14 protein-coding genes are annotated in these 18190 nt (G+C 67.2%); 4 read left to right on the forward strand and 10 right to left on the reverse strand.

What is annotated here, in order from left to right:
- Positions 1–42: 42 nt before the first annotated feature.
- Both D578_RS0103970 and D578_RS0103975 read right to left on the reverse strand, forming a co-directional pair.
- A complete protein-coding gene (locus tag D578_RS0103970) occupies positions 43–456 on the reverse strand; it encodes a rhodanese-like domain-containing protein (protein ID WP_018146120.1) in 414 nt (137 codons plus the stop codon).
- Between the two features lie 158 nt (positions 457–614).
- Positions 615–2648, reverse strand: a complete 2034-nt coding sequence (locus D578_RS0103975) for a thioredoxin domain-containing protein (protein ID WP_018948681.1) — start codon at positions 2646–2648, stop codon at positions 615–617.
- A 101-nt stretch (positions 2649–2749) separates the two neighbouring features.
- On the opposite strand from D578_RS0103975, the gene lgt reads away from it, so the two are divergent.
- The 3 genes from lgt to D578_RS0103990 are packed head-to-tail and all read left to right on the forward strand — an operon-like array spanning position 2750 to position 4900.
- On the forward strand, positions 2750–3565 hold the full coding sequence (lgt, locus tag D578_RS0103980; protein ID WP_018948682.1) for a prolipoprotein diacylglyceryl transferase: 816 nt from the start codon (positions 2750–2752) through the stop codon (positions 3563–3565).
- Between the two features lies 1 nt (position 3566).
- Complete coding sequence (locus tag D578_RS0103985) at positions 3567–4385, forward strand: thymidylate synthase (RefSeq protein ID WP_018948683.1); 819 nt, start codon at positions 3567–3569, stop codon at positions 4383–4385.
- A 17-nt stretch (positions 4386–4402) separates the two neighbouring features.
- On the forward strand, positions 4403–4900 hold the full coding sequence (locus tag D578_RS0103990) for a dihydrofolate reductase (RefSeq protein WP_018948684.1): 498 nt from the start codon (positions 4403–4405) through the stop codon (positions 4898–4900).
- A 59-nt stretch (positions 4901–4959) separates the two neighbouring features.
- Here D578_RS0103990 and znuB read toward each other — a convergent pair whose 3' ends face one another.
- Both znuB and znuC read right to left on the reverse strand, forming a co-directional pair.
- Positions 4960–5781 (reverse strand): zinc ABC transporter permease subunit ZnuB, encoded by an 822-nt coding sequence (gene znuB, locus D578_RS0103995; RefSeq protein WP_018948685.1) that lies wholly within the window; start codon positions 5779–5781, stop codon positions 4960–4962.
- A complete protein-coding gene (znuC, locus tag D578_RS0104000) occupies positions 5778–6611 on the reverse strand; it encodes a zinc ABC transporter ATP-binding protein ZnuC (RefSeq protein WP_051076321.1) in 834 nt (277 codons plus the stop codon). The genes znuB and znuC overlap by 4 nt, the downstream gene beginning before the upstream one ends.
- Before the next feature lie 44 nt (positions 6612–6655).
- On the opposite strand from znuC, the gene D578_RS0104005 reads away from it, so the two are divergent.
- Positions 6656–7759 carry a zinc ABC transporter substrate-binding protein ZnuA gene (locus D578_RS0104005; RefSeq protein ID WP_018948687.1) on the forward strand — a complete coding sequence of 368 codons (1104 nt, stop codon included), beginning with the start codon at positions 6656–6658 and terminating at the stop codon, positions 7757–7759.
- A 281-nt stretch (positions 7760–8040) separates the two neighbouring features.
- Here D578_RS0104005 and D578_RS0104010 read toward each other — a convergent pair whose 3' ends face one another.
- The 6 genes from D578_RS0104010 to gcvPA form a co-directional block, all read right to left on the reverse strand.
- Positions 8041–8400 (reverse strand): diacylglycerol kinase, encoded by a 360-nt coding sequence (locus D578_RS0104010; protein ID WP_018948688.1) that lies wholly within the window; start codon positions 8398–8400, stop codon positions 8041–8043.
- Positions 8390–11977, reverse strand: a complete 3588-nt coding sequence (locus D578_RS0104015) for a PAS domain S-box protein (protein WP_018948689.1) — start codon at positions 11975–11977, stop codon at positions 8390–8392. The genes D578_RS0104010 and D578_RS0104015 overlap by 11 nt, the downstream gene beginning before the upstream one ends.
- Positions 11978–12011: 34 nt before the next feature.
- Positions 12012–14384 (reverse strand): sensor domain-containing diguanylate cyclase, encoded by a 2373-nt coding sequence (locus D578_RS0104020; protein WP_018948690.1) that lies wholly within the window; start codon positions 14382–14384, stop codon positions 12012–12014.
- Between the two features lie 245 nt (positions 14385–14629).
- Positions 14630–16138 (reverse strand): aminomethyl-transferring glycine dehydrogenase subunit GcvPB, encoded by a 1509-nt coding sequence (gene gcvPB, locus D578_RS0104025; protein WP_018948691.1) that lies wholly within the window; start codon positions 16136–16138, stop codon positions 14630–14632.
- A gap of 81 nt (positions 16139–16219) precedes the next feature.
- Entirely contained in the window at positions 16220–16747 is a 528-nt protein-coding gene (gene tpx / locus D578_RS0104030) for a thiol peroxidase (RefSeq protein ID WP_018948692.1), read from the reverse strand.
- Between the two features lie 62 nt (positions 16748–16809).
- Positions 16810–18162 carry an aminomethyl-transferring glycine dehydrogenase subunit GcvPA gene (gene gcvPA / locus D578_RS0104035; RefSeq protein ID WP_018948693.1) on the reverse strand — a complete coding sequence of 451 codons (1353 nt, stop codon included), beginning with the start codon at positions 18160–18162 and terminating at the stop codon, positions 16810–16812.
- Positions 18163–18190 lie beyond the last annotated feature (28 nt).

Here is an 18190-nt window from a genome sequence, read left to right on the forward strand (position 1 = left end):
CGTTCGGGGCGAAGGCCCCTGCCCCCGCCCCGTCAGCCCCCGCTACGGAAGCGGGCCCGTATAGGCACCGGATTCCACCGGCAGGTCCTCGCCTTCCCAGCTCTTGATACCGCCGGCGATGTTCACCACGTTAGTGAAGCCCATGTCCTGCAGGCGCTGCACGGACATCGCGGCACGCCCGCCGGTTGCGCACATCACGGCCACCGGCTTCTCGCGCGCGTTCACCAGCGCATCGATGCGGTGCGGGGTGTTGGGATCGGCCGCGCCCTCCAGCAGGCCGCGCGGAACCAGGATGGAATTCGGCGCGTGCATCTTTTCGAATTCGTAGGGCTCGCGCACGTCGACCACCAGCCAGTCCTCGCCGTTTTCCATCTTCTCGGCGAGATCCGCCGGGGCGATCTCCTTCACGTTCTTCCGCGCCTCGGCGACGAAATCCATCAGCTTCTTTTCGCTCATTCGAACATTCCCTTTTGCAATGAATCGGACTACCCCCCGTAGGAGCCTGCTTGCAGGCGAACGCCCCGGCCAGAGTCGGATGCCGGCAGGGGCGTTCGCCTGCAAGCAGGCTCCTACACCCGGGACCTCATTCTACCTTGGGTGCGAGTCCGAGCGATTCAACCCGCGTCGAGCGCGCGTTCCAGCGCAACGGGATCGGTCACCGGAGCGGCGCACTGCAACCCGCGACAGACATAGGCCCGCACGCCCGTCTCCGGGGCGGCTTTTTCCGCGAGCGCGGCGGGCAGATCGCCGGCCTGCGCGGGAATCGCGAAGGTCCACACCGGAGCATCCTGCGCCCGCAGTCGCTGCTGCCAAGCGGGAAGTTCGTCGGCCGGCCCCCGCAGCACGACCAGGGCCGGCGCCTGGTAATGGATGTCCAGCGCGGTCAGCAGGCTCATGTGACCCAGTGGCGCCTGCTCGATCATCGGGCCGGCATTGGCCAGGGTGCGTTCGGCGGCCTCCAGGTAGCGCGGCTCCGCCAGCAGGAAACCGAGTTTCTGCAGCGCCTGCGCCGCGACGCCGTTGCCAGCGGCCATGGCATCGTCGGCATACACCTTCGGACGCTGGATCAGCGCCTCGTGGTCCCGGGCAGTAAAGAAGAAGCCGCCATGCTCGGCGTCCTCGAAGTCCACCAGCAGGGTCTCGACCAGGGTCACGGCCCAGTCCAGCAGGTCGGCGTCCCATTCGGCCTCCAGCAGCGCCAGCGTGGCCTCCAGCAACAGGGCGTGGTCGTCCAGATAGGCGCGCGGCATCGCGCCGGTCGCACCCTCGCGGACGCTGGCGTACAGCCGCCCGTCGCGCCACAGGCGTTCGCGCACCGCCGTCATGGCCTCGCGCGCCAGTCGCAGCCAGTCCGGGCGTTCCAGGGCACGCGCCGCGCGCGCCAGGCCGGTGATCATCAGGGCATTCCAGGCACCCAGGATCTTCTCGTCGCGATGCGGCCGAACGCGTGCCTCGCGCGCCGCGAGCAGGCGCTCGCGGGCGCGATCCAGGCGCCGGTTCGCCTCTGTCTCGTCGATCGCCAGCGCATCCGCGACCGTCGCCGGCGGCGCCACCTCGTGCAGGTGCCAGCGCCCTTCGAAGTTGGCGGGCCCGTTCAGCCCCCAGACCCGGCTGGCCACTGCCCACTCGTCCGCCGGCAAAAGTGCCTCGACCGTCTCCGGGTCCCAGACGTAGAAGAGACCTTCCTCGCCCTCGGAGTCCGCGTCCAGACTCGAATAAAAGGCCCCGGAGGCATCCAGCATCTCGCGCTCCAGCCAGGCCACCGTCTGCTCCACCACCCGCCGCGAGCGTTCGTCACCACTCGCCGCGCGCTCGGCGTACAGGCCCAGCAGCGGGCCGTTGTCATAGAGCATCTTCTCGAAGTGCGGGATCATCCAGCGGGCATCCACCGAGTAGCGGCAAAAGCCGCCGCCCACCTGGTCGAAGATGCCACCGGCCGCCATCGCGTCCAGGGTGCGAGCCAGCATGCGGTCGGCCTCGGCGTCGCCATGGCGCGCCCCGTGCCAGGCCAGCCATTCGAGACTGGCCGGGTGCGGGAACTTGGGGGCGTCACCGAAACCGCCGAACTGCTCGTCGAAGGTCTTCGCCAGTTCGGCACGCCCCTTGTCGATGACACTGAGGGCCGGAATCGCGCCACCGGCCGGGCGGTAGATCCGCCCCAACGCTTGCTGCAGGGAGTCGTTCTGGCGCTGGATCTCGTCGGGATGCTCGGCGAGGAAGTCCGCCACCCGGGTCATCAGGTCCACGAACGACGGCAGGCCGTGGCGCGGGGTGTTCGGGAAATAGGTACCGGCAAAGAACGGCACCTGGTCCGGCGTGAGGAATACGGTCAGCGGCCAGCCGCCGGGGCGCTGCGACAGCAGCATGTGCGCATTCTGGTAGATGCGGTCGAGGTCCGGACGCTCCTCGCGGTCCACCTTGATGCTGACGAAGCGCGCGTTCATCACCTCGGCGGTAGCCGGGTCCTCGAACGATTCGTGCGCCATCACGTGGCACCAGTGGCAGGCGGAATAGCCAATCGAGAGCAGGATCGGCTTGTCCTCGCGGCGGGCGCGCTCCAGCGCCTCCTCGCCCCAGGGGTACCAGTCGACGGGGTTGTCGGCGTGCTGCAGCAGATACGGGCTGCTGACCCCGGCCAGTCGGTTCATCGCGCGGCCTCCTTGCAGGTGGATCGGGCTAGCGGCATACAGGTGCATGCCGAGGCCCGGGCGAGTAGCATGTGCAGCCGGCTTTTCATCCGCAAGCGTCCATGCCCACACACCCGTTTATCGACCCCGTCGCCCTGTCCATAGGCCCGCTGACCCTGTACTGGTACGGCCTGACGTACCTGGTCGGCTTCGTCGCCTTCTGGGCGCTGGGGGTTTGGCGTACGCGCAGCCGCAACTGGGACCCCCTGCACCCCTGGCAGGTCGGCGACCTGCTGTTCTGGGGCGTGATCGGAGTCGTCGTCGGCGGGCGGCTCGGCTATGCACTGTTCTACAACCTGGACACCACGCTGGCCGACCCGCTGAGCCTGTTCCGCATCTGGGAAGGCGGCATGGCCTTTCACGGCGGGCTCGCGGGCGTGCTGGTCACCTGCTGGCTCTACGCGCGCAACATCGGCCAGTCGTTCTTCCGCCTGACCGACTTCATCGCCCCGCTGATCCCGATCGGCCTGGGGGCCGGGCGCATCGGCAACTGGATCAACGGCGAGCTGTGGGGCAAACCCACCGACCTGCCCTGGGCCATGGTCTTCCCGGCCGCGGATTACATCCCGCGTCATCCGTCGCAGCTGTACCAGGCCTTCCTCGAGGGCCTGGTGCTGTTCGTCGTGTTGTGGATCGTCTCGCGCCAGCCGCGGCGCACAGGCCTGATCTCCGGACTGTTCCTGACGCTCTACGGCAGCTTCCGCTTCGTGGTCGAGTTCGTGCGCGTACCGGATGCCCATCTCGGCTATGTCGCCTTCGACTGGCTCACCATGGGGCAGGTCCTGACGCTCCCGGTGATCCTGGTCGGCGTCATCCTGATCCTCTGGTCGCGGCGCAACCCCCTGCCCACCGCGCGCCCTGCCCCGGAGACCGTCTGACATGCAGCAATACCTGGACCTGGTGCGCCATATCCGCGACCACGGGACGGACCGCCCGGATCGCACGGGAACCGGCACACGATCGGTGTTCGGCTACCAGGTGCGCTTCGATCTGGCCGACGGCTTCCCGCTGGTCACCACCAAGCGCACCCACCTGCGCTCGGTGATCCATGAACTGCTGTGGTTCATTGCCGGCGACACCAATGTCGGCTACCTGCGCGAGCACCAGGTCCGTATCTGGGACGAGTGGGCCACCGAGGCCGGCGACCTGGGCCCCGTCTACGGCGCGCAATGGCGCAGCTGGGCCGGCCACGACCAGCTTGCCGAACTGATCGACAACCTGAAGAACCGCCCCCACTCCCGGCGCCACATCATCAGCGCCTGGAACGTGGCCGACCTACCGGACGAGTCCGTCTCGCCGCGGGCGAACGCCGAGGCCGGGCGCATGGCCCTGGCCCCCTGCCACACCCTGTTCCAGTTCTACGTGGCCGACGATCGCCTGTCCTGCCAGCTCTACCAGCGCAGCGCGGATGTCTTCCTTGGGGTGCCGTTCAACATCGCCAGCTACGCCCTGCTAACCCACATGCTTGCGCAGGTGGTCGGTCTCAAGCCCGGAGAGTTCGTCCACACCTTCGGCGACGCCCACCTCTACCGCAATCACCAGGAACAGGTCGAGACCCTGCTCGGGCGCGAGCCACTGCCGCTCCCGACCCTGCACCTGAATCCGGATGTCACCGACCTGTTCGCCTTCACCTTCGACGACATCGAGGTGCGCGACTACCAGTCCCACCCCCCGATCAAGGCGCCCATCGCCATCTGAGCGCTTCCGGAATCCGCATGCCCCAGCCCGAGATTCATCTGATGGTCGCGCTCGATCCGGATCACGTGATCGGGCGCGACAACGACCTGCCCTGGCACCTGCCGAAGGACCTGCAACACTTCAAGCGGATGACCGCCGGCCACCCGATGATCATGGGACGGCGAACCTTCGAGTCCATCGGGCGGGCGCTGCCGAAACGCCGCAACCTGGTGCTGACGCGCCAGGCAGACTGGCAAGCGGACGGCGTCGAGGTCTACCGCAATCTCGACGCGGCGCTGGCCACCATCGAGGCGGGCCCGGCCTTCGTGATCGGCGGCGCCGGTCTGTTCGAGGAGGCCCTGCCACGGGCCGACGTTCTGCACCTGACCCGGGTGCACGAGTGCCATGCCGGGGACACCTGGTTCCCCGCCATCGACCCCGCGGACTGGGACATCGTCTGGTCCGAGCGCCACGAAGCCGACGACCACCACACCTGCCCCTTCACCTTCGAACGCCTGGAACGCCGCCAGCGCTGACAGCTACCCCCGCGTCCCTTTTGTCCACCACGAAGCGCACGAAGGTACGAAGAAGGGCTTCAGCGCCCGCCGAAGTGGGGGATCAGGCGCGCCGGCAACAGGTGGACAAGGATGAAGCCCAGCATCGCAGCGACCACGATGGTCGGACCGGTGGGGGTGTCGTACTGGAAGGAACCCCACAGCCCGGCCCCTACCGCGAGCATGCCGATGACCGCGGCGAGGATCGCCATCTGTTCGGGGGTATTGGCGAAGCGCCGGGCACTGGCCGCCGGGATGATCATCAGCGCGGTAATCAGCAGCACGCCGACCACCTGCATCGCCGCGGCGATCACCAGCGCGATCAGCAGCATCAGGCCCAGCCGCACCAGGAGTACCGGCACGCCCTCCACCTGCGCCAGTTCCTCGTGCACGGTCAGCGCCAGCAACGGGCGCCACAGCAGGATCAGCAGCAGCAGCGCCACCCCACCGCCGATCGCGATGGACATCAGGTCGTTGGTGCCCACCGCGAGGATGTCACCAAACAGGTAGGCCATCAGATCCACCCGCAACCCCTCGATAAAGGTGACGGCGACGATCCCCAGCGACAGCGAACTGTGCGCGAGGATCCCGAGCAGGGTGTCCGAGGCCAGTTCCTGACGTCGCTGCAGCAACACCAGAAGGATGGCGATGGCCACGCACACGATCGTGACCATCAGGTTCAGGTTCAGCCCCAGGAGCACCCCCAGGGCGACGCCCAACAGCGCCGAATGCGACACGGTATCGCCAAAATAGGCCATGCGCCGCCAGACCACGAAGGCCCCCAGTGGACCCGCCACGGCGGCCACCATCAGCCCGGCCAGCAGGGCGCGAATCAGGAAATCGTCGAGCAGGCCGTCCATCATCGGGAACCGCCCCCCGGACCGGGCCTGTGGCCATGGCCGCAACCGGCGTGATGTTCGTGCACCTCGCCGCCCAGGTCGTGCACATGGTCATGATCGTGCTTGTAGACCCCGATCCCCTGCATGTCCGTCTCCGGGAACAGGCGCTGGTATTCCGGATGGCGCGAGACCTCCTCCGGCCGGCCCGTGCAGCAGACATGCTGGTTCAGGCAGATCACCGCATCGGCCCCGGCCATCACCAGGTGCAGGTCGTGCGACACCATCAGCACCCCGCAGCCGGTCTCATGGCGGATATCGTCAATCAGCTTGAATACCTCGCCCTGGCCGACGATATCCACACCCTGCGCGGGTTCGTCGAGTACCAGCAGGTTCGGCCGGTTCAGCAGGGCGCGGGCCAGCAGCACCCGCTGCATCTCGCCACCGGAGAGCGACTGCACCGGTTTGTGCAGCAGATGCGGCACCCCGACCCGCTCCAGGCGCTCGCGCAGTTCGGCCTCCGGGGCCCGCTGGCGCAGCGTCAGGAAACGCCGCACCGACAACGGCAGCACCGGCTCGATCTGCAGGCGCTGCGGCATGTAGCCGATGCGCAGACCGCGGCGCCGCTCCACCTTGCCCTGCCCCGGCTTCCACAGCCCCAGCAACACCCGCAGCAGGGAGGTCTTGCCCGCGCCATTGGGCCCGATCACCACGGTCACCTCGGCGGGGCGCACCTGCACCGAGACATGATCCAGGATCACCCGCCCGCCGCGTTCCAGCGAGACGTCGCGGGCCGCCAGCAACGGCGAGGCGTCCGTCACCGATTCAGCGTGCGGGGGAGGGGTTACGCGATTCATATTGGTATACTATAACGTTATTGAATCCGATGGAGAATGCTCGCATGCGATCCGCTACCCGCCGCCCAACCTTCCCCGCCCTGCTGCTGGCCCTGGCGTTGCTGGTGACGGTGGCCGCGCCCGCGCAGGCCGACAGCCCGCGCATCGTCGCATCGATTCTACCGATTCACAGTCTGGTTGCCGCGCTGGCCGGCGACACCCACGAGGTGGAACTGCTGGTGCCGGCCAGCGCCTCGCCCCACGGCTATTCCATGCGGCCCTCCGAGGCACGGCGCCTGCAGCAGGCCGACCTGGTGGTCTGGGTCGGTCCGGAGCTCGAGGGATTTCTGGAGCGCTCGCTGCACGGGATCGCCGACCGGGCGACGGTCATCAGCCTGATGCACGATCTGAATCTCGACCTTCTGGAGGGCCGCACCGGCGGCGTATGGGAAGACCATCACGACCACGGCGACCACGGACACGATGCCCACGAACATGGGACCCACGAGCACCGAGACCACCACCAGGAAGACCACGGGCACGCCCATGACCACCATGGTGCCGATCAACACGGGCACGCGGCCCACGACGATGACCATCACGCGCACGACGAAGCACCGCCGAAAAACGGCCACGCCCATGGCGATTACGACAGCCACCTGTGGCTCTCACCGGCGGTGGCACGCAGCATCGTCGAGCAACTCGCCACGCGTCTCGCCGAACACGATCCGGACAACGCCGACGCGATCCGCGACAACCGGGATGCCCTGCTCCAGCGCATCGACGAGCTGGACGCCACGATCGCCGAGCAACTGGCCCCGGTGCGCGACCAGCGCTTCATGGTGTTTCACGACGCCTACCAGTACTTCGAGCAACACTACGGCCTGAACGCGGCCGGATCCATCAGCGTCGACCCCTCGCGCATGCCCGGGGCCCGCCGGCTGTCCGAACTGCGCACGCGCCTGGCACCGGGCGATGTCGCCTGCCTGTTCACCGAGCCGCAGTTCCGCCCGGCGCTGGCGGAAACCGTGGCCGAGGGCACCGGCACCCGGCTCGGCATGCTCGATCCGATCGGCGCGGAGCTGGAACCCGGCCCCGATGCCTGGTTCCACTTGATGCAGGGCATGGCGGACGGCTTCACCGACTGCATGGCACACAACGGCTCCTGACGGACCCGCATGCCCCACGGGCGGGAGCCTGGACATCGTCGCCGGGATTCCTCCCCCGCCATACCGGTCGCCGATGGCCCTATAGTTCGTCGCCCGGGACACCACCCACCTCATTGCCGTCACCCCAGACACCGCCCACCCTATGCCGTCATCCCGGAAACCGCCTAGCGGTTATCCGGGATCTCCCACGCCGCGACAGCCCCCAACGCCGGAGATCCCGGCTCTACGCTGCGCTACGGCCGCGATGACGGAATGGAGAAGGCACGGATGTCCCACCGCGGTCAGAGCAGGATCAGCCCCCAGACCAGCGCCGCCAGCAGGAAACTGACCAGCACCGCGGCCGAGGCCATGTCCTTGGCGCGGGCCGACAGTGGATGGCGCTCGTCGCCGAACCGATCGATCGCCGCCTCCACCGCCGAGTTCAGCAGTTCCACCACCAGGATCAACAGCACACTGCCCACCAGCAGCGCCCGCTCCACCCCGCTCTCGCCCAACCAGATTGCCAGCGGCAGCAATACCGCGAGCAACACCAGCTCCTGGCGAAACGCCGATTCGTGTTGGTAGGCCTCGCGCAGTCCGCGCCAGGAATATCCGAAGGCATGCAGCACCCGGCCCAGGCCGCGCCGGCCACTATGCGCCACCCGAATTCTCCTCGGTGCGCCCCGTCATGCGGCGGGAGGCGGCGGGAGGCGGCGCCACGGCTACCCGGTTACGGCCCTCGCGCTTGGCGCGGTAGAGCGCCTCGTCGACCCGCCGCAGCAGCTCACCGCGGGGCTCACCGGGGTGAAACGCCGCTACCCCGAGGCTGACCGTGACCCTGCCTACGTCCGGGAAGGCATGCCCGGCCACCCGCGCCCGGATCACCTCCGCCACCTGCGCGGCGGCCTCCGCCGCGTCGGCCGGCAGCAGGACCATGAACTCCTCACCCCCCCAGCGCCCGAGCACATCCGAGCTACGCAGGCGTTCGCCCGCCACGCGGGTCACCTCCTGCAACACCACATCCCCGGCGGCATGACCATAGGCGTCGTTCACCTTCTTGAAGTGATCGAGGTCGAACATCACCAGCGAAAACCCCTGCCCGTAACGTTCGGCACGCTGGACTTCGCTGTCCAGCAGGCTTTCGAAGTACGCCCGGTTGGCGACACCGGTAAGGCGGTCATGGAAGGCCTGATGCTCGAGTTCCGTCTGGTTGCGTTCCAGCTCTTGCTGGGTGGCCTTCAGCTCGGTGATGTCGACCGCCGTTCCGGCCACCCGGGTCACCCGTCCCTCTGTGTCCGCGATCGGGTAACGGCAGACCCGAACCCAGCGCTGCTCCCCGTCCGGGCGCAGAATTCGAAAGGTCTCGTCGGCCGTTCCGTCCCCGAAAGCCCCGGAAAGAAACACCGCCGCCACCCGGGCGCGGTCCTCGGGATGCACGGCCTCCAGCATCGTCGCCGACTCACGGTACAGGTGCTCGCGGCTATAGCCCCAGACCCGTTCGTAGGCCGGATTGACGTACAAAATCGAATGCTCGTCCTGCAGCCAGAAGACCTCGTTCACGGACCCGGCCAGCTGGCGGAAACGCGCCTCGCTGTCGCGCAGGGCCTCTTCCACGGCCTTGCGTTGCGAGATATCACGCAGGATGGTCGAGACCTGCCGCACCTGCCCCTGGCCATCGTGGCGAACCATGATGACCTGGGACACCGGCACCTCGCGGCCCGCGCCATCCAGTACGGCAGTCTCGCCCTGCCAGATGCCCTCGCGCATCGCTACCGGGACCGCTTCCTGCAGGATATGGTCCGCGGCCCAGGGCGGATGAAACCGCCGGACCGTGGTCTCCAGGGAATCCACCTCGGTCGGCAGGCTTCGGGTATTCCAGCCGGTTTCGGGATCCCACGGTTCCCCGGAAGACGGTGGCAGACCGAACAATGCACGCCCACCCGCATTCAGGAAAAGCATCTTCCCGTCCGGCCCGTGCATGCCGACCACGTCCGGGGTGAACTCCAGGATGCCGACCAGCCGGCGCAGGTTCTCCTCCAGCGCGTGGCGGTCGGTCACGTCCTGCACCGTTCCGATCAGGCGGGAGGGCTTGCCGCCGGCATCGCGCTCGACCGCGCCGCGCGTATGGACCATGCGCTCGCGGCCATCGGGACGCAGGACCCGGAAATGAATGTCGTACTCCCCGGTCTCCAGCGCCGACTGGACCCTCGTTGCCACGCGGTCCCGGTCCTCCGGGTGGACGGCCTGCAGGAAGCCTGCGTAGTTCGCCTCCTGATCCTCCCGCTGCAGACCGAAGATGCGATAGACCTCGTCCGACCAGCGCGTGCGATCCTCCTGGATCGTCCAGACCCAGCTCCCCACGTGCGCGATGCGCTGCGCCGCGGCCAGTTCCTCGCCGCGTTCGCGCAGGGCCTCCTCCATCGCCACCTGCTCGGTGATGTCGATCATCACCCCATGCCAGACCATACTGCCGTCTGCTCGCAGGACTTGCGGCGTCGCGCGGCCCTCGACCCAGACCGTCCCGCGTAACGGATGGCGGACGCGGAAACGCACCTGCCAGGGTCCCAGCAAGCGCGCCGACTTCTGGATGCTGGCCTGGATACGCGGGAGGTCGTCGGGGTTCACCCGAGCGAAGGCCGCATCGGCGTCCTCCTGGATCTCGTCAGGGGACAACCCGTAGACCCCCTGGACGCCTTCGCTGACAAACGGGAAGGCGTGGCGTCCGTCCGGATACAACCGATACTGGTAGATCGCCCCAGGCAGGTGGCTGGTTGCCTTGGTCAGACGCGCCTCGCGCTCATGCCGGCCGGTCTGGTCCTGGAACGAGACCACGGCGCCGTCGACCCGGCCGGACACGTCGAACGTGGGTGCGGTAAAGACGCTCACCGGAAACAGGGTCCCGTCGGCACGCACGAAGTGGTCGTCCCAGGAGTCCAGCGGCTTGCCGGTATCGAGGACACGGCGGATTGGGCAGGCCTCGGGCGGGTAGGAGGTCCCGTCCACCAGCATGTGATGATTGGTCGAATGCGCATCCCGCCCCAGCGCCTGGGCTTCGTCCTCGAAACCCAGCAAACGACAGGCCGCCGGATTCAGGAAGGTATAGCGACCATAGCGATCCAGCCCGAAGACCCCTTCAGCCAGACTGGCCAGCAAGCGCGTCTGGAAGGCCTCGGCCGCGCGCAGCTCAGTGACATCCTCGATCACGCCGTCGAACACATGCCGACCGTCCCCATCCTCGGTCCGGTACGCGGTGATCCGGGCACGGAAGGGCCGTCCGCGCAGTGTCCTTAGATCCAACTCGCGACCGACAACCCGCCCGTAGGCCTTGAGGTCGCGGCTGAACGCCTCGCGCTCGACCGGATCACGGTAGAGTTCACGGACCGGCGTCGAGCGCAGTTCGGTCTCGGTTTCCGCCTCGAACAATTCCACCATGGCCGGATTGAGCCGCACAAAGCGGCCCTCTGGCCCCGGGGTATTACGGTAGACACCCACCGGAAGCCGACCAAACGCGACTCCGTAGAACTCCAACTCCTGCTCGTAGCGCCGGGTCTCCGAGACATCGTGAATGATCGAGTAGAGATATTGGGTCCCGTCCAGCACCACCGGGCCGGAATACACCTCGACATCGCGGATCTCGCCCCCGCAGATGCGGTGGCGAAAACGGAAGAAGCGGCGTTCCTCGCGAGCCGCCCGCTCCATCTCGGTGCGCACGTCGTCCGCCGAGAGTGTGTTGATGTCCTGGATGCACATGGCCTTCAACGCCTCGGCCGAATAGCCGTAGAACGCCGCTGCGGCCGGATTGGCATCGACGATCCCGCCATCCTCGGGGTTGATCAGCAGCTTCGGGGCGGTATTGGCGGTAAAGATCTGCTCGTAGACCTGGGCGGCGGAATCGCCTTGCGCCTGGCGCTGCACGGTGGCGAGCCGCCCGTCCGGATCGGGCGCCAGCACCAGCGTGCAAGCCACCGCCGTTGCGTTCTCGACATTCGGGGCCGCCAGCAAAAGGTCCAGGGTCACTTCGGCCGAGCCGGAGCGCGCGAGGGCGTCCATCAACGCCTTGTGCTGCCCCTGCGGCACACAATCGGCCAGCCGCACGCCATCGAGGTCGTCCGCTGCGCAGCCCAGCCATCCCGCCAGGCGCGCATTGGCCACACGGATGCGACCACTGCCGTCCAGAATCACCAGCCCCACGGCGGCACGGTGGAACAAGCCCGCCCCTGCATCCTCCGCATGACCCATTACGTTTCTCCCGGGGCGACGCTCACCAGCATCTTCAATCCTGCCATACCACGCGATTGCGCCCCGAGTGCTTGGCCCGGTACATCGCATCGTCCGCACGCTTGATCCAGTCCTTGATCGCCTCGCCGCGACGGCACTCCGCCACGCCCAGACTGATCGTCACCTGCCCGACCCGGGGCAGATCCAGCGCGGCCACCTGCCGGCGCAGGTCCTCGGCCAGGCAGCAGGCATCTTCGGCGCCGGTACTGGGCAGCATGACCATGAATTCCTCGCCGCCCCAGCGGCCCAGCACATCGGACTGGCGCAGGCGTTCGCCGGCCGCCGCCACCACCCGGCGCAGGACCTCGTCCCCGATGTCGTGGCCATGGGTGTCGTTGATCCGCTTGAAGTGGTCCAGGTCCAGCATCACCAGCGAGCAGGAGTCCGCATAGCGCTCCGCCCGCCGGGCCTCCTGCTCCAGCAAGGCCTCGAAATGGCCCCGATTGGCGGCATCGGTCAGCGTGTCGTAGAAAGCCTGATATTCCAGCGCAGCCTCGAGCTCTTTCTGCCGCGAGATGTCGTGGAACATGGCGATGTAGTACTCGATCGCCCCGTTGGAATCACGGATCGCGGTCACGATCTCGTGCAGGGGGAAGATCTGGCCATCCTTGCGCCGGTTCCACACCTCGCCGGACCAGTGGCCGTGTTCACGCACGGACTGGAACATCTCCTCGTAGAAGCCGCGGCCCTGTCGGCCCGAATTCATGATGCGCGGGTTCTGACCTACGACGTCTTCCTCGGTGAACCCCGTGAGTTCGGCAAAGGTCGCATTGACGCGCTGGATCGTACCCTCGACGTCGGTGATGAAGATCGCCTGACTGCTGTCGAAGGTCGCTGCCAGCAGACGCTGCTCCTGCTCCAGATGATGGCGTTCGGTGATGTCCTGGACGGTGCCGATCATCCGCAGGGCGCGGCCAGCGGCATCGAACTCCACATAGCCGCGTTCGTGCACCACGCGCTCCTGACCGTCCGGGCGCAGCACGCGGTGCACGGTATCGAACGCCCCGCCGCCGCCCAGCGAGGCATCCACCTCGGCCTGGACCCGTTCTCGATCGTCCGGATGCATTGCATGCATAAAGGCCTCGTGCGTCCCGCCCCATTCACCACGGGACGTCCCGAAAATCCGAAACACCTCGTCCGACCAGCGCACCTCGTTGCGGACAAAATCCGACACCCAGTTACCGATATGCGCGATACGCTGGGCCTCGGCCAGTTCGCGTTCGCGCTGATGGAGCGCCTCCTCGGCCTGCACACGTTCGGTGATGTCCAGGATCACGCCGTGCCAGAGCACACTGCCATCCTCCAGTGCCTCAGGGCTGGCGTGCCCCTCCACCCAGACCTCGCCGCGCTCGGGGTGGCGCACGCGATAGCGCTGGCGCCACGATTCCAGGCGGCGCATGGAGGCCTCGATGCTCGCCGTAACCCGGTCCACGTCTTCCGGATGGATTACCTCGAACACACACCGGGCATCGCGCATCACCGCCTCGGGCGTCACGCCATAGATATCAGCCATGCCCTCGCTGGCATACGGGAACGCGGCATGGCCATCCGGGTATTGCCGATACTGGTAGATCACCCCCGGCAGGTTATGCGCGATCTTCTCCAAATGGCGCTCGGTCTCCACCCTCGCGCCGACATCCTGGTAGGCACCAATCAGTTCGACCACAGCACCCTGTTCATCCCGGATCGTGCTGACCTGGTCCTCCAGCCACTGCCAGTGCCCATTGGGCATGCGCAGGCGGTAGTTCAGGCGGCAGAAGCCACGCGCGCCCTCGGCGAGCCAGCGCTTGACCTGACCGGAACAGCGACGAAAGTCCTCTGGGGCCAGATGGGTCCGCAGCCAGTCCGCCTGACCAGTGATCTGCTCCGGCGTCCAGCCAGTGACCGTCCGCACGTTGCGGCTGAGCCAGGTCATGGTCCCGAAGTTCGACGGATCCATCGTGTAGATCACCGCGGGGCTGGCGCCAAGAAGGATCTCGGTGCGCTGCTCGGCCTCCTTGCGCGCGGCGATATCGGCGACCGCAACCAGCAGGGCCTCGGGGCAATCCTCGGTGGCCGGGATCCGGCTGGTGGTCAGTTCGACCCAGCACGTCTGGCCGGTGGCATCCAGCAGTCGCGCCTCGAAGCTGCCGTTGCTGCAATCCCCGTTCTGCAGGGCGTGACGCTGGGCCTCGCAGCGCTCCCGGTCCTCCGGGTAGACGTGGTCTTGCAGGATCGCATCGGTCAGATCCGCCGGATCACAGGCCAGCAGCGCCCCCAGGCTAGGATTGGCGCGCAGGATGCGCCCGTCGGGATCCATCTCGGCTAGCCCCACCGGCGCGTGCTCGAACAGCGCGGCATAACCGTGGATGGCGCAAATCTCGCTCATTGGGTTCCTTGCCCGTCTGCGTCTCTCCGTTGTATGGAGATTTCGTCGTAGACACGCTCAGCGTGCCTGCTGCCCTCGGGCCTGGCGATGGATTAGTAGACTGATTCCAAAAAACTACCAGATAGCTAGTCAGGTTTCCGCTTAACCCCACAAAACCGCGTTTACTGCGCCGCAGAACGAAAACGCCCCCGACGTGCGGGGGCGCTTCACCGGGAGACAAGGCTTCTCGCGCGTTCCAACCGGCCTTAGCCGTGCGTGCCAGTGCGCGGCGCGCTGTCGTCCCCGTCCTGCACGGGCTGGAATACGACATCCAGCGCCTTGGCCGCGGCCACCTCGTTGAAGCGTCGGTTGGGCAGCGTGTGCGGGGCACTCTTGATCGTTTCCATGTCGTTCTCGGACTCGGCCAGGATGCAGGCCATCGCCTCGACGAAGCCGTCCAGAGTCTCCTTCGACTCGGTCTCGGTCGGCTCCACCAGCAGGCACTCCGGCACCAGCAGCGGGAAGTAGGTGGTCGGCGCGTGGTAACCGTGGTCGAGCAGGCGCTTGGCCACATCGCCGGCCGTCAGCCCGCGTTCCTTGGCCTGCTTCTTCATGGTCACGATGAACTCGTGGGTGGCACGGCGCTGGGGGTAGGCCAGATCGAAACCGGCCGCGGCCAGCTCGCGCGCCAGGTAGTTGGCGTTCAGGGTCGAGAACTCGGAGACCCGCACCATGCCCTCGCGGCCCAGCATGCGCATGTAGATATAGGCCCGCAGCAGCACGCCGGCATTCCCGGCGAACGCGGACAGACGTCCGATGCTCTGCGGGCGATCGGACTCCTCGGCAAAGCGGTAGCCACCCTGCTCCGCTTCGATCACGTGCGGGATCGGCATGAACGGCAACAGCCGTTCGGCGACGCCCACCGCGCCGGAGCCCGGACCACCCCCGCCGTGCGGCGTGGAGAAGGTCTTGTGCAGGTTCATGTGGATCACGTCGAAGCCCATGTCGCCCGGGCGCACCTTGCCGAGGATCGCGTTCAGGTTGGCGCCGTCGTAGTACAACAGGCCACCGGCCTCGTGGACGATGCCGGCGATCTGCTTGATCCGCCGCTCGAACACGCCCACGGTGGACGGGTTGGTCAGCATGATCCCCGCGGTTTGCGGGCCCACGGCGGCCTTCAGGGCCTCGATATCCACGTCACCGGTCTCGTCAGTGGGGATCTCGCGCACCTCGTAGCCACACATGATCGCGGTCGCCGGGTTGGTGCCGTGGGCGGCGTCCGGAACGATGATCTCGCGGCGCTCGGTGTCGCCCCGGGCATCATGGTAGGCACGGATCATGGCGACACCGGTGTACTCGCCCTGGGCGCCGGCCATCGGCGCCAGCGACACGGCCTTCATGCCGGTGACTTCCTTCAGCATCTCCTGCAGCTCGAACATCGTCTGCAGGAAGCCCTGGCTGTGGCTGGCCGGGGCCAGCGGATGCCGGTTCAGGAACCCGGGAAGCATCGCCAGACTGTTACAGGCGCGCGGGTTGTACTTCATCGTGCACGAGCCCAGCGGGTAGAACTCGGTATCGATGGAGAAGTTCTTCTGCGACAACCGCGTGTAGTGCCGCACCACGTCCAGTTCCGAGGCCGCCGGCAGACCCGGGGCGGACTTGCGCTGCAGGTTCGCCGGGATATGAGTCGCGGCGTGGTCGCGCGGCGCCTGGGCCACGGCCGAGCGCCCGGCGCGGGAACGTTCGAAGATCAGATTGGCTTCAGTGGTGCTCATAGCGGTTTCTCGCTTGCGTGTTCGGGTGACGGCGACCGGGCACAGGCCCGGCCACCGGCGGCGCGGAGGGACTCCGGCCGATTACTGGGTCGGGCTCAGGTTGGCCCGATCATCCAATGCCGCGAACGCGGCGTCGTAGTCCGGCTCGTCGCCGATCTCGGAGACCAGCTGGGCGTGCATCACCAGGTTGTCGGAATCCAGCACGACCACGCCGCGCGCGGTGATCCCGGCCAGCGGGCCGTCCTGGATCAGCACGCCGTAGTCCTTGGCGAAGTTACGATCGCGCATCATCGACAGCACGGTCACGCGTTCCAGGTTCTCGGCGGCGCAGAAGCGGCCCATCGCGAACGGCAGGTCGGCGGACACAATCAGGATCTCGAGATCCGGACGGCTGGCGAGCATCTCGTCGAACTTCTTCGTGGAGTCGGCACAGACCGGGGTGTCCAGGCTGGGCACGATAGAGATCAGCTTGCGCTTGTCGCCGAAGTCGGCCAGCGAGACGTCCTGCAGATCCTTGTTGGTCAGTTTGAAGTCCGGGGCCGGTGAGCCCACGTGCGGCAGATCGCCGTTGGTATTGATCGGATTACCTTGCAGCTTGATTTCGGCCATGGTTGCCTCCCGGCATGGTGTTGTTGGCGCGTGGTGTCGTTGACCCTGGGAACGGGACCGCCTCAGGCGGCCTGCTCCCACGTGGCCACGTACTGCTCCAGGTCGGATTCGGTCTTGGTCTCGGTGGCGCAGACCAGCACGCAGCCATCCAGCTGCGGATAGTCCCGGCTCAGCTCGAGGCCCGCCAGCACGCCGGCGTCGGCCATCGTCTGCACGCGGGTCGCGGCATCGCCGCCGAAGTCCAGCGCGACTTCGTGGAAGTACTCGCCGGTAAAGCGCGGCTTGATGCCCTTGGCGGCCAGTTTTTCCACCAGCGCGTGGGTATTGGCGTAGCAGGCCTCGGCCACGCGGGTCAGGCCCTCGTCACCCAGTAGCGACATGTGGATGGTCGCGGCCGTCACCACCAGGCCCTGGTTGGTGCAGATGTTCGAGGTCGCCTTGGAGCGGCGGATATGCTGCTCGCGCGCCTGCAGGGTCAGCACGAAACCGGGCTTGCCGTCGGCATCCTCGGCGCGGCCGACGATGCGCCCCGGCATTTGCCGGATATGCTTCTTCAGCGTGGTCATGAAGCCGAAGTAGGGCCCGCCCGAGGACAACGGCGCACCCAGCGGCTGGCCCTCGCCAACCACGATGTCCACACCATTGGTGCCCCACTCGCCCGGCGGCTTCAACAGCGCCAGCGAGACCGGGTTCACCACGGCAATGACCGGGATGCCGCGTTCCTCGGCCCAGCCGGTCAGGCCATCCACGTCTTCCAAAATGCCGAAGAAATTCGGCTGGCTGATCACCATGGCGGTGACGTCGTCATCCGCATACGGTGCCAAGGCGTCCAGCGGGGTCTGGCCGGTGGTCTCGTCAAACGGCAGCTCCACCAGCTCGATGCCCTGGTTGCCGATTAGCGTCTTCACCACCTTGCGGTAATCCGGGTGCAACGCCCCCGGCAGCAGCACGCGCTTGGCCTTGGAGCGGCGATTCACGCGCACCGCCATCAGCACGGCCTCGGCCAGGGCGGAGGCGCCGTCATACAGCGAGGCGTTGGAGACCTCCATCCCGGTCAGGCGGCTGATCATCGTCTGGTATTCGTAGATCAGCTGCAGCGTGCCCTGGCTGGCCTCCGCCTGGTACGGCGTGTAGGCACTGTAGAACTCGCCGCGCGTGGCGATCTGCCACACGGCGGCCGGGATGTGGTGCTCGTAGGCACCGGCCCCGATGAAATTCGATGGCATGCCGTCTTTCGCGGCCCGCTCCTGCATCAAGCGGGTGATACCCATCTCGCTCTCGCCCTCGGGGATCCCCGTAAGCGGCGGCGCACGCAGATCGGCCGGGATCTCGTCGAACAGGTCCTCGACGGAATCGGCACCGATGCGGTCGAGCATGGCGCGGATGTCTTCTTCGGTATGCGGGATAAACGGCATGTCAGGTCTCGCTTTCGCCGATTGCGGC

It is taken from the genome of Thioalkalivibrio sp. ALMg11 (assembly GCF_000377905.1).
Taxonomy (GTDB): domain Bacteria; phylum Pseudomonadota; class Gammaproteobacteria; order Ectothiorhodospirales; family Ectothiorhodospiraceae; genus Thioalkalivibrio.

Bases quoted from the DNA above. Each gene is read 5' to 3' on its own strand.
- D578_RS0103970 (WP_018146120.1), bottom strand. From the start codon at position 456: ATGAGCGAAAAGAAGCTGATGGATTTCGTCGCCGAGGCGCGGAAGAAC.
- D578_RS0103975 (WP_018948681.1), bottom strand. From the start codon at position 2,648: ATGAACCGACTGGCCGGGGTCAGCAGCCCGTATCTGCTGCAGCACGCC.
- lgt (WP_018948682.1), top strand. From the start codon at position 2,750: ATGCCCACACACCCGTTTATCGACCCCGTCGCCCTGTCCATAGGCCCG.
- D578_RS0103985 (WP_018948683.1), top strand. From the start codon at position 3,567: ATGCAGCAATACCTGGACCTGGTGCGCCATATCCGCGACCACGGGACG.
- D578_RS0103990 (WP_018948684.1), top strand. From the start codon at position 4,403: ATGCCCCAGCCCGAGATTCATCTGATGGTCGCGCTCGATCCGGATCAC.
- znuB (WP_018948685.1), bottom strand. From the start codon at position 5,781: ATGATGGACGGCCTGCTCGACGATTTCCTGATTCGCGCCCTGCTGGCC.
- znuC (WP_051076321.1), bottom strand. From the start codon at position 6,611: ATGAATCGCGTAACCCCTCCCCCGCACGCTGAATCGGTGACGGACGCC.
- D578_RS0104005 (WP_018948687.1), top strand. From the start codon at position 6,656: ATGCGATCCGCTACCCGCCGCCCAACCTTCCCCGCCCTGCTGCTGGCC.
- D578_RS0104015 (WP_018948689.1), bottom strand. From the start codon at position 11,977: ATGGGTCATGCGGAGGATGCAGGGGCGGGCTTGTTCCACCGTGCCGCC.
- D578_RS0104020 (WP_018948690.1), bottom strand. From the start codon at position 14,384: ATGAGCGAGATTTGCGCCATCCACGGTTATGCCGCGCTGTTCGAGCAC.
- gcvPB (WP_018948691.1), bottom strand. From the start codon at position 16,138: ATGAGCACCACTGAAGCCAATCTGATCTTCGAACGTTCCCGCGCCGGG.
- tpx (WP_018948692.1), bottom strand. From the start codon at position 16,747: ATGGCCGAAATCAAGCTGCAAGGTAATCCGATCAATACCAACGGCGAT.
- gcvPA (WP_018948693.1), bottom strand. From the start codon at position 18,162: ATGCCGTTTATCCCGCATACCGAAGAAGACATCCGCGCCATGCTCGAC.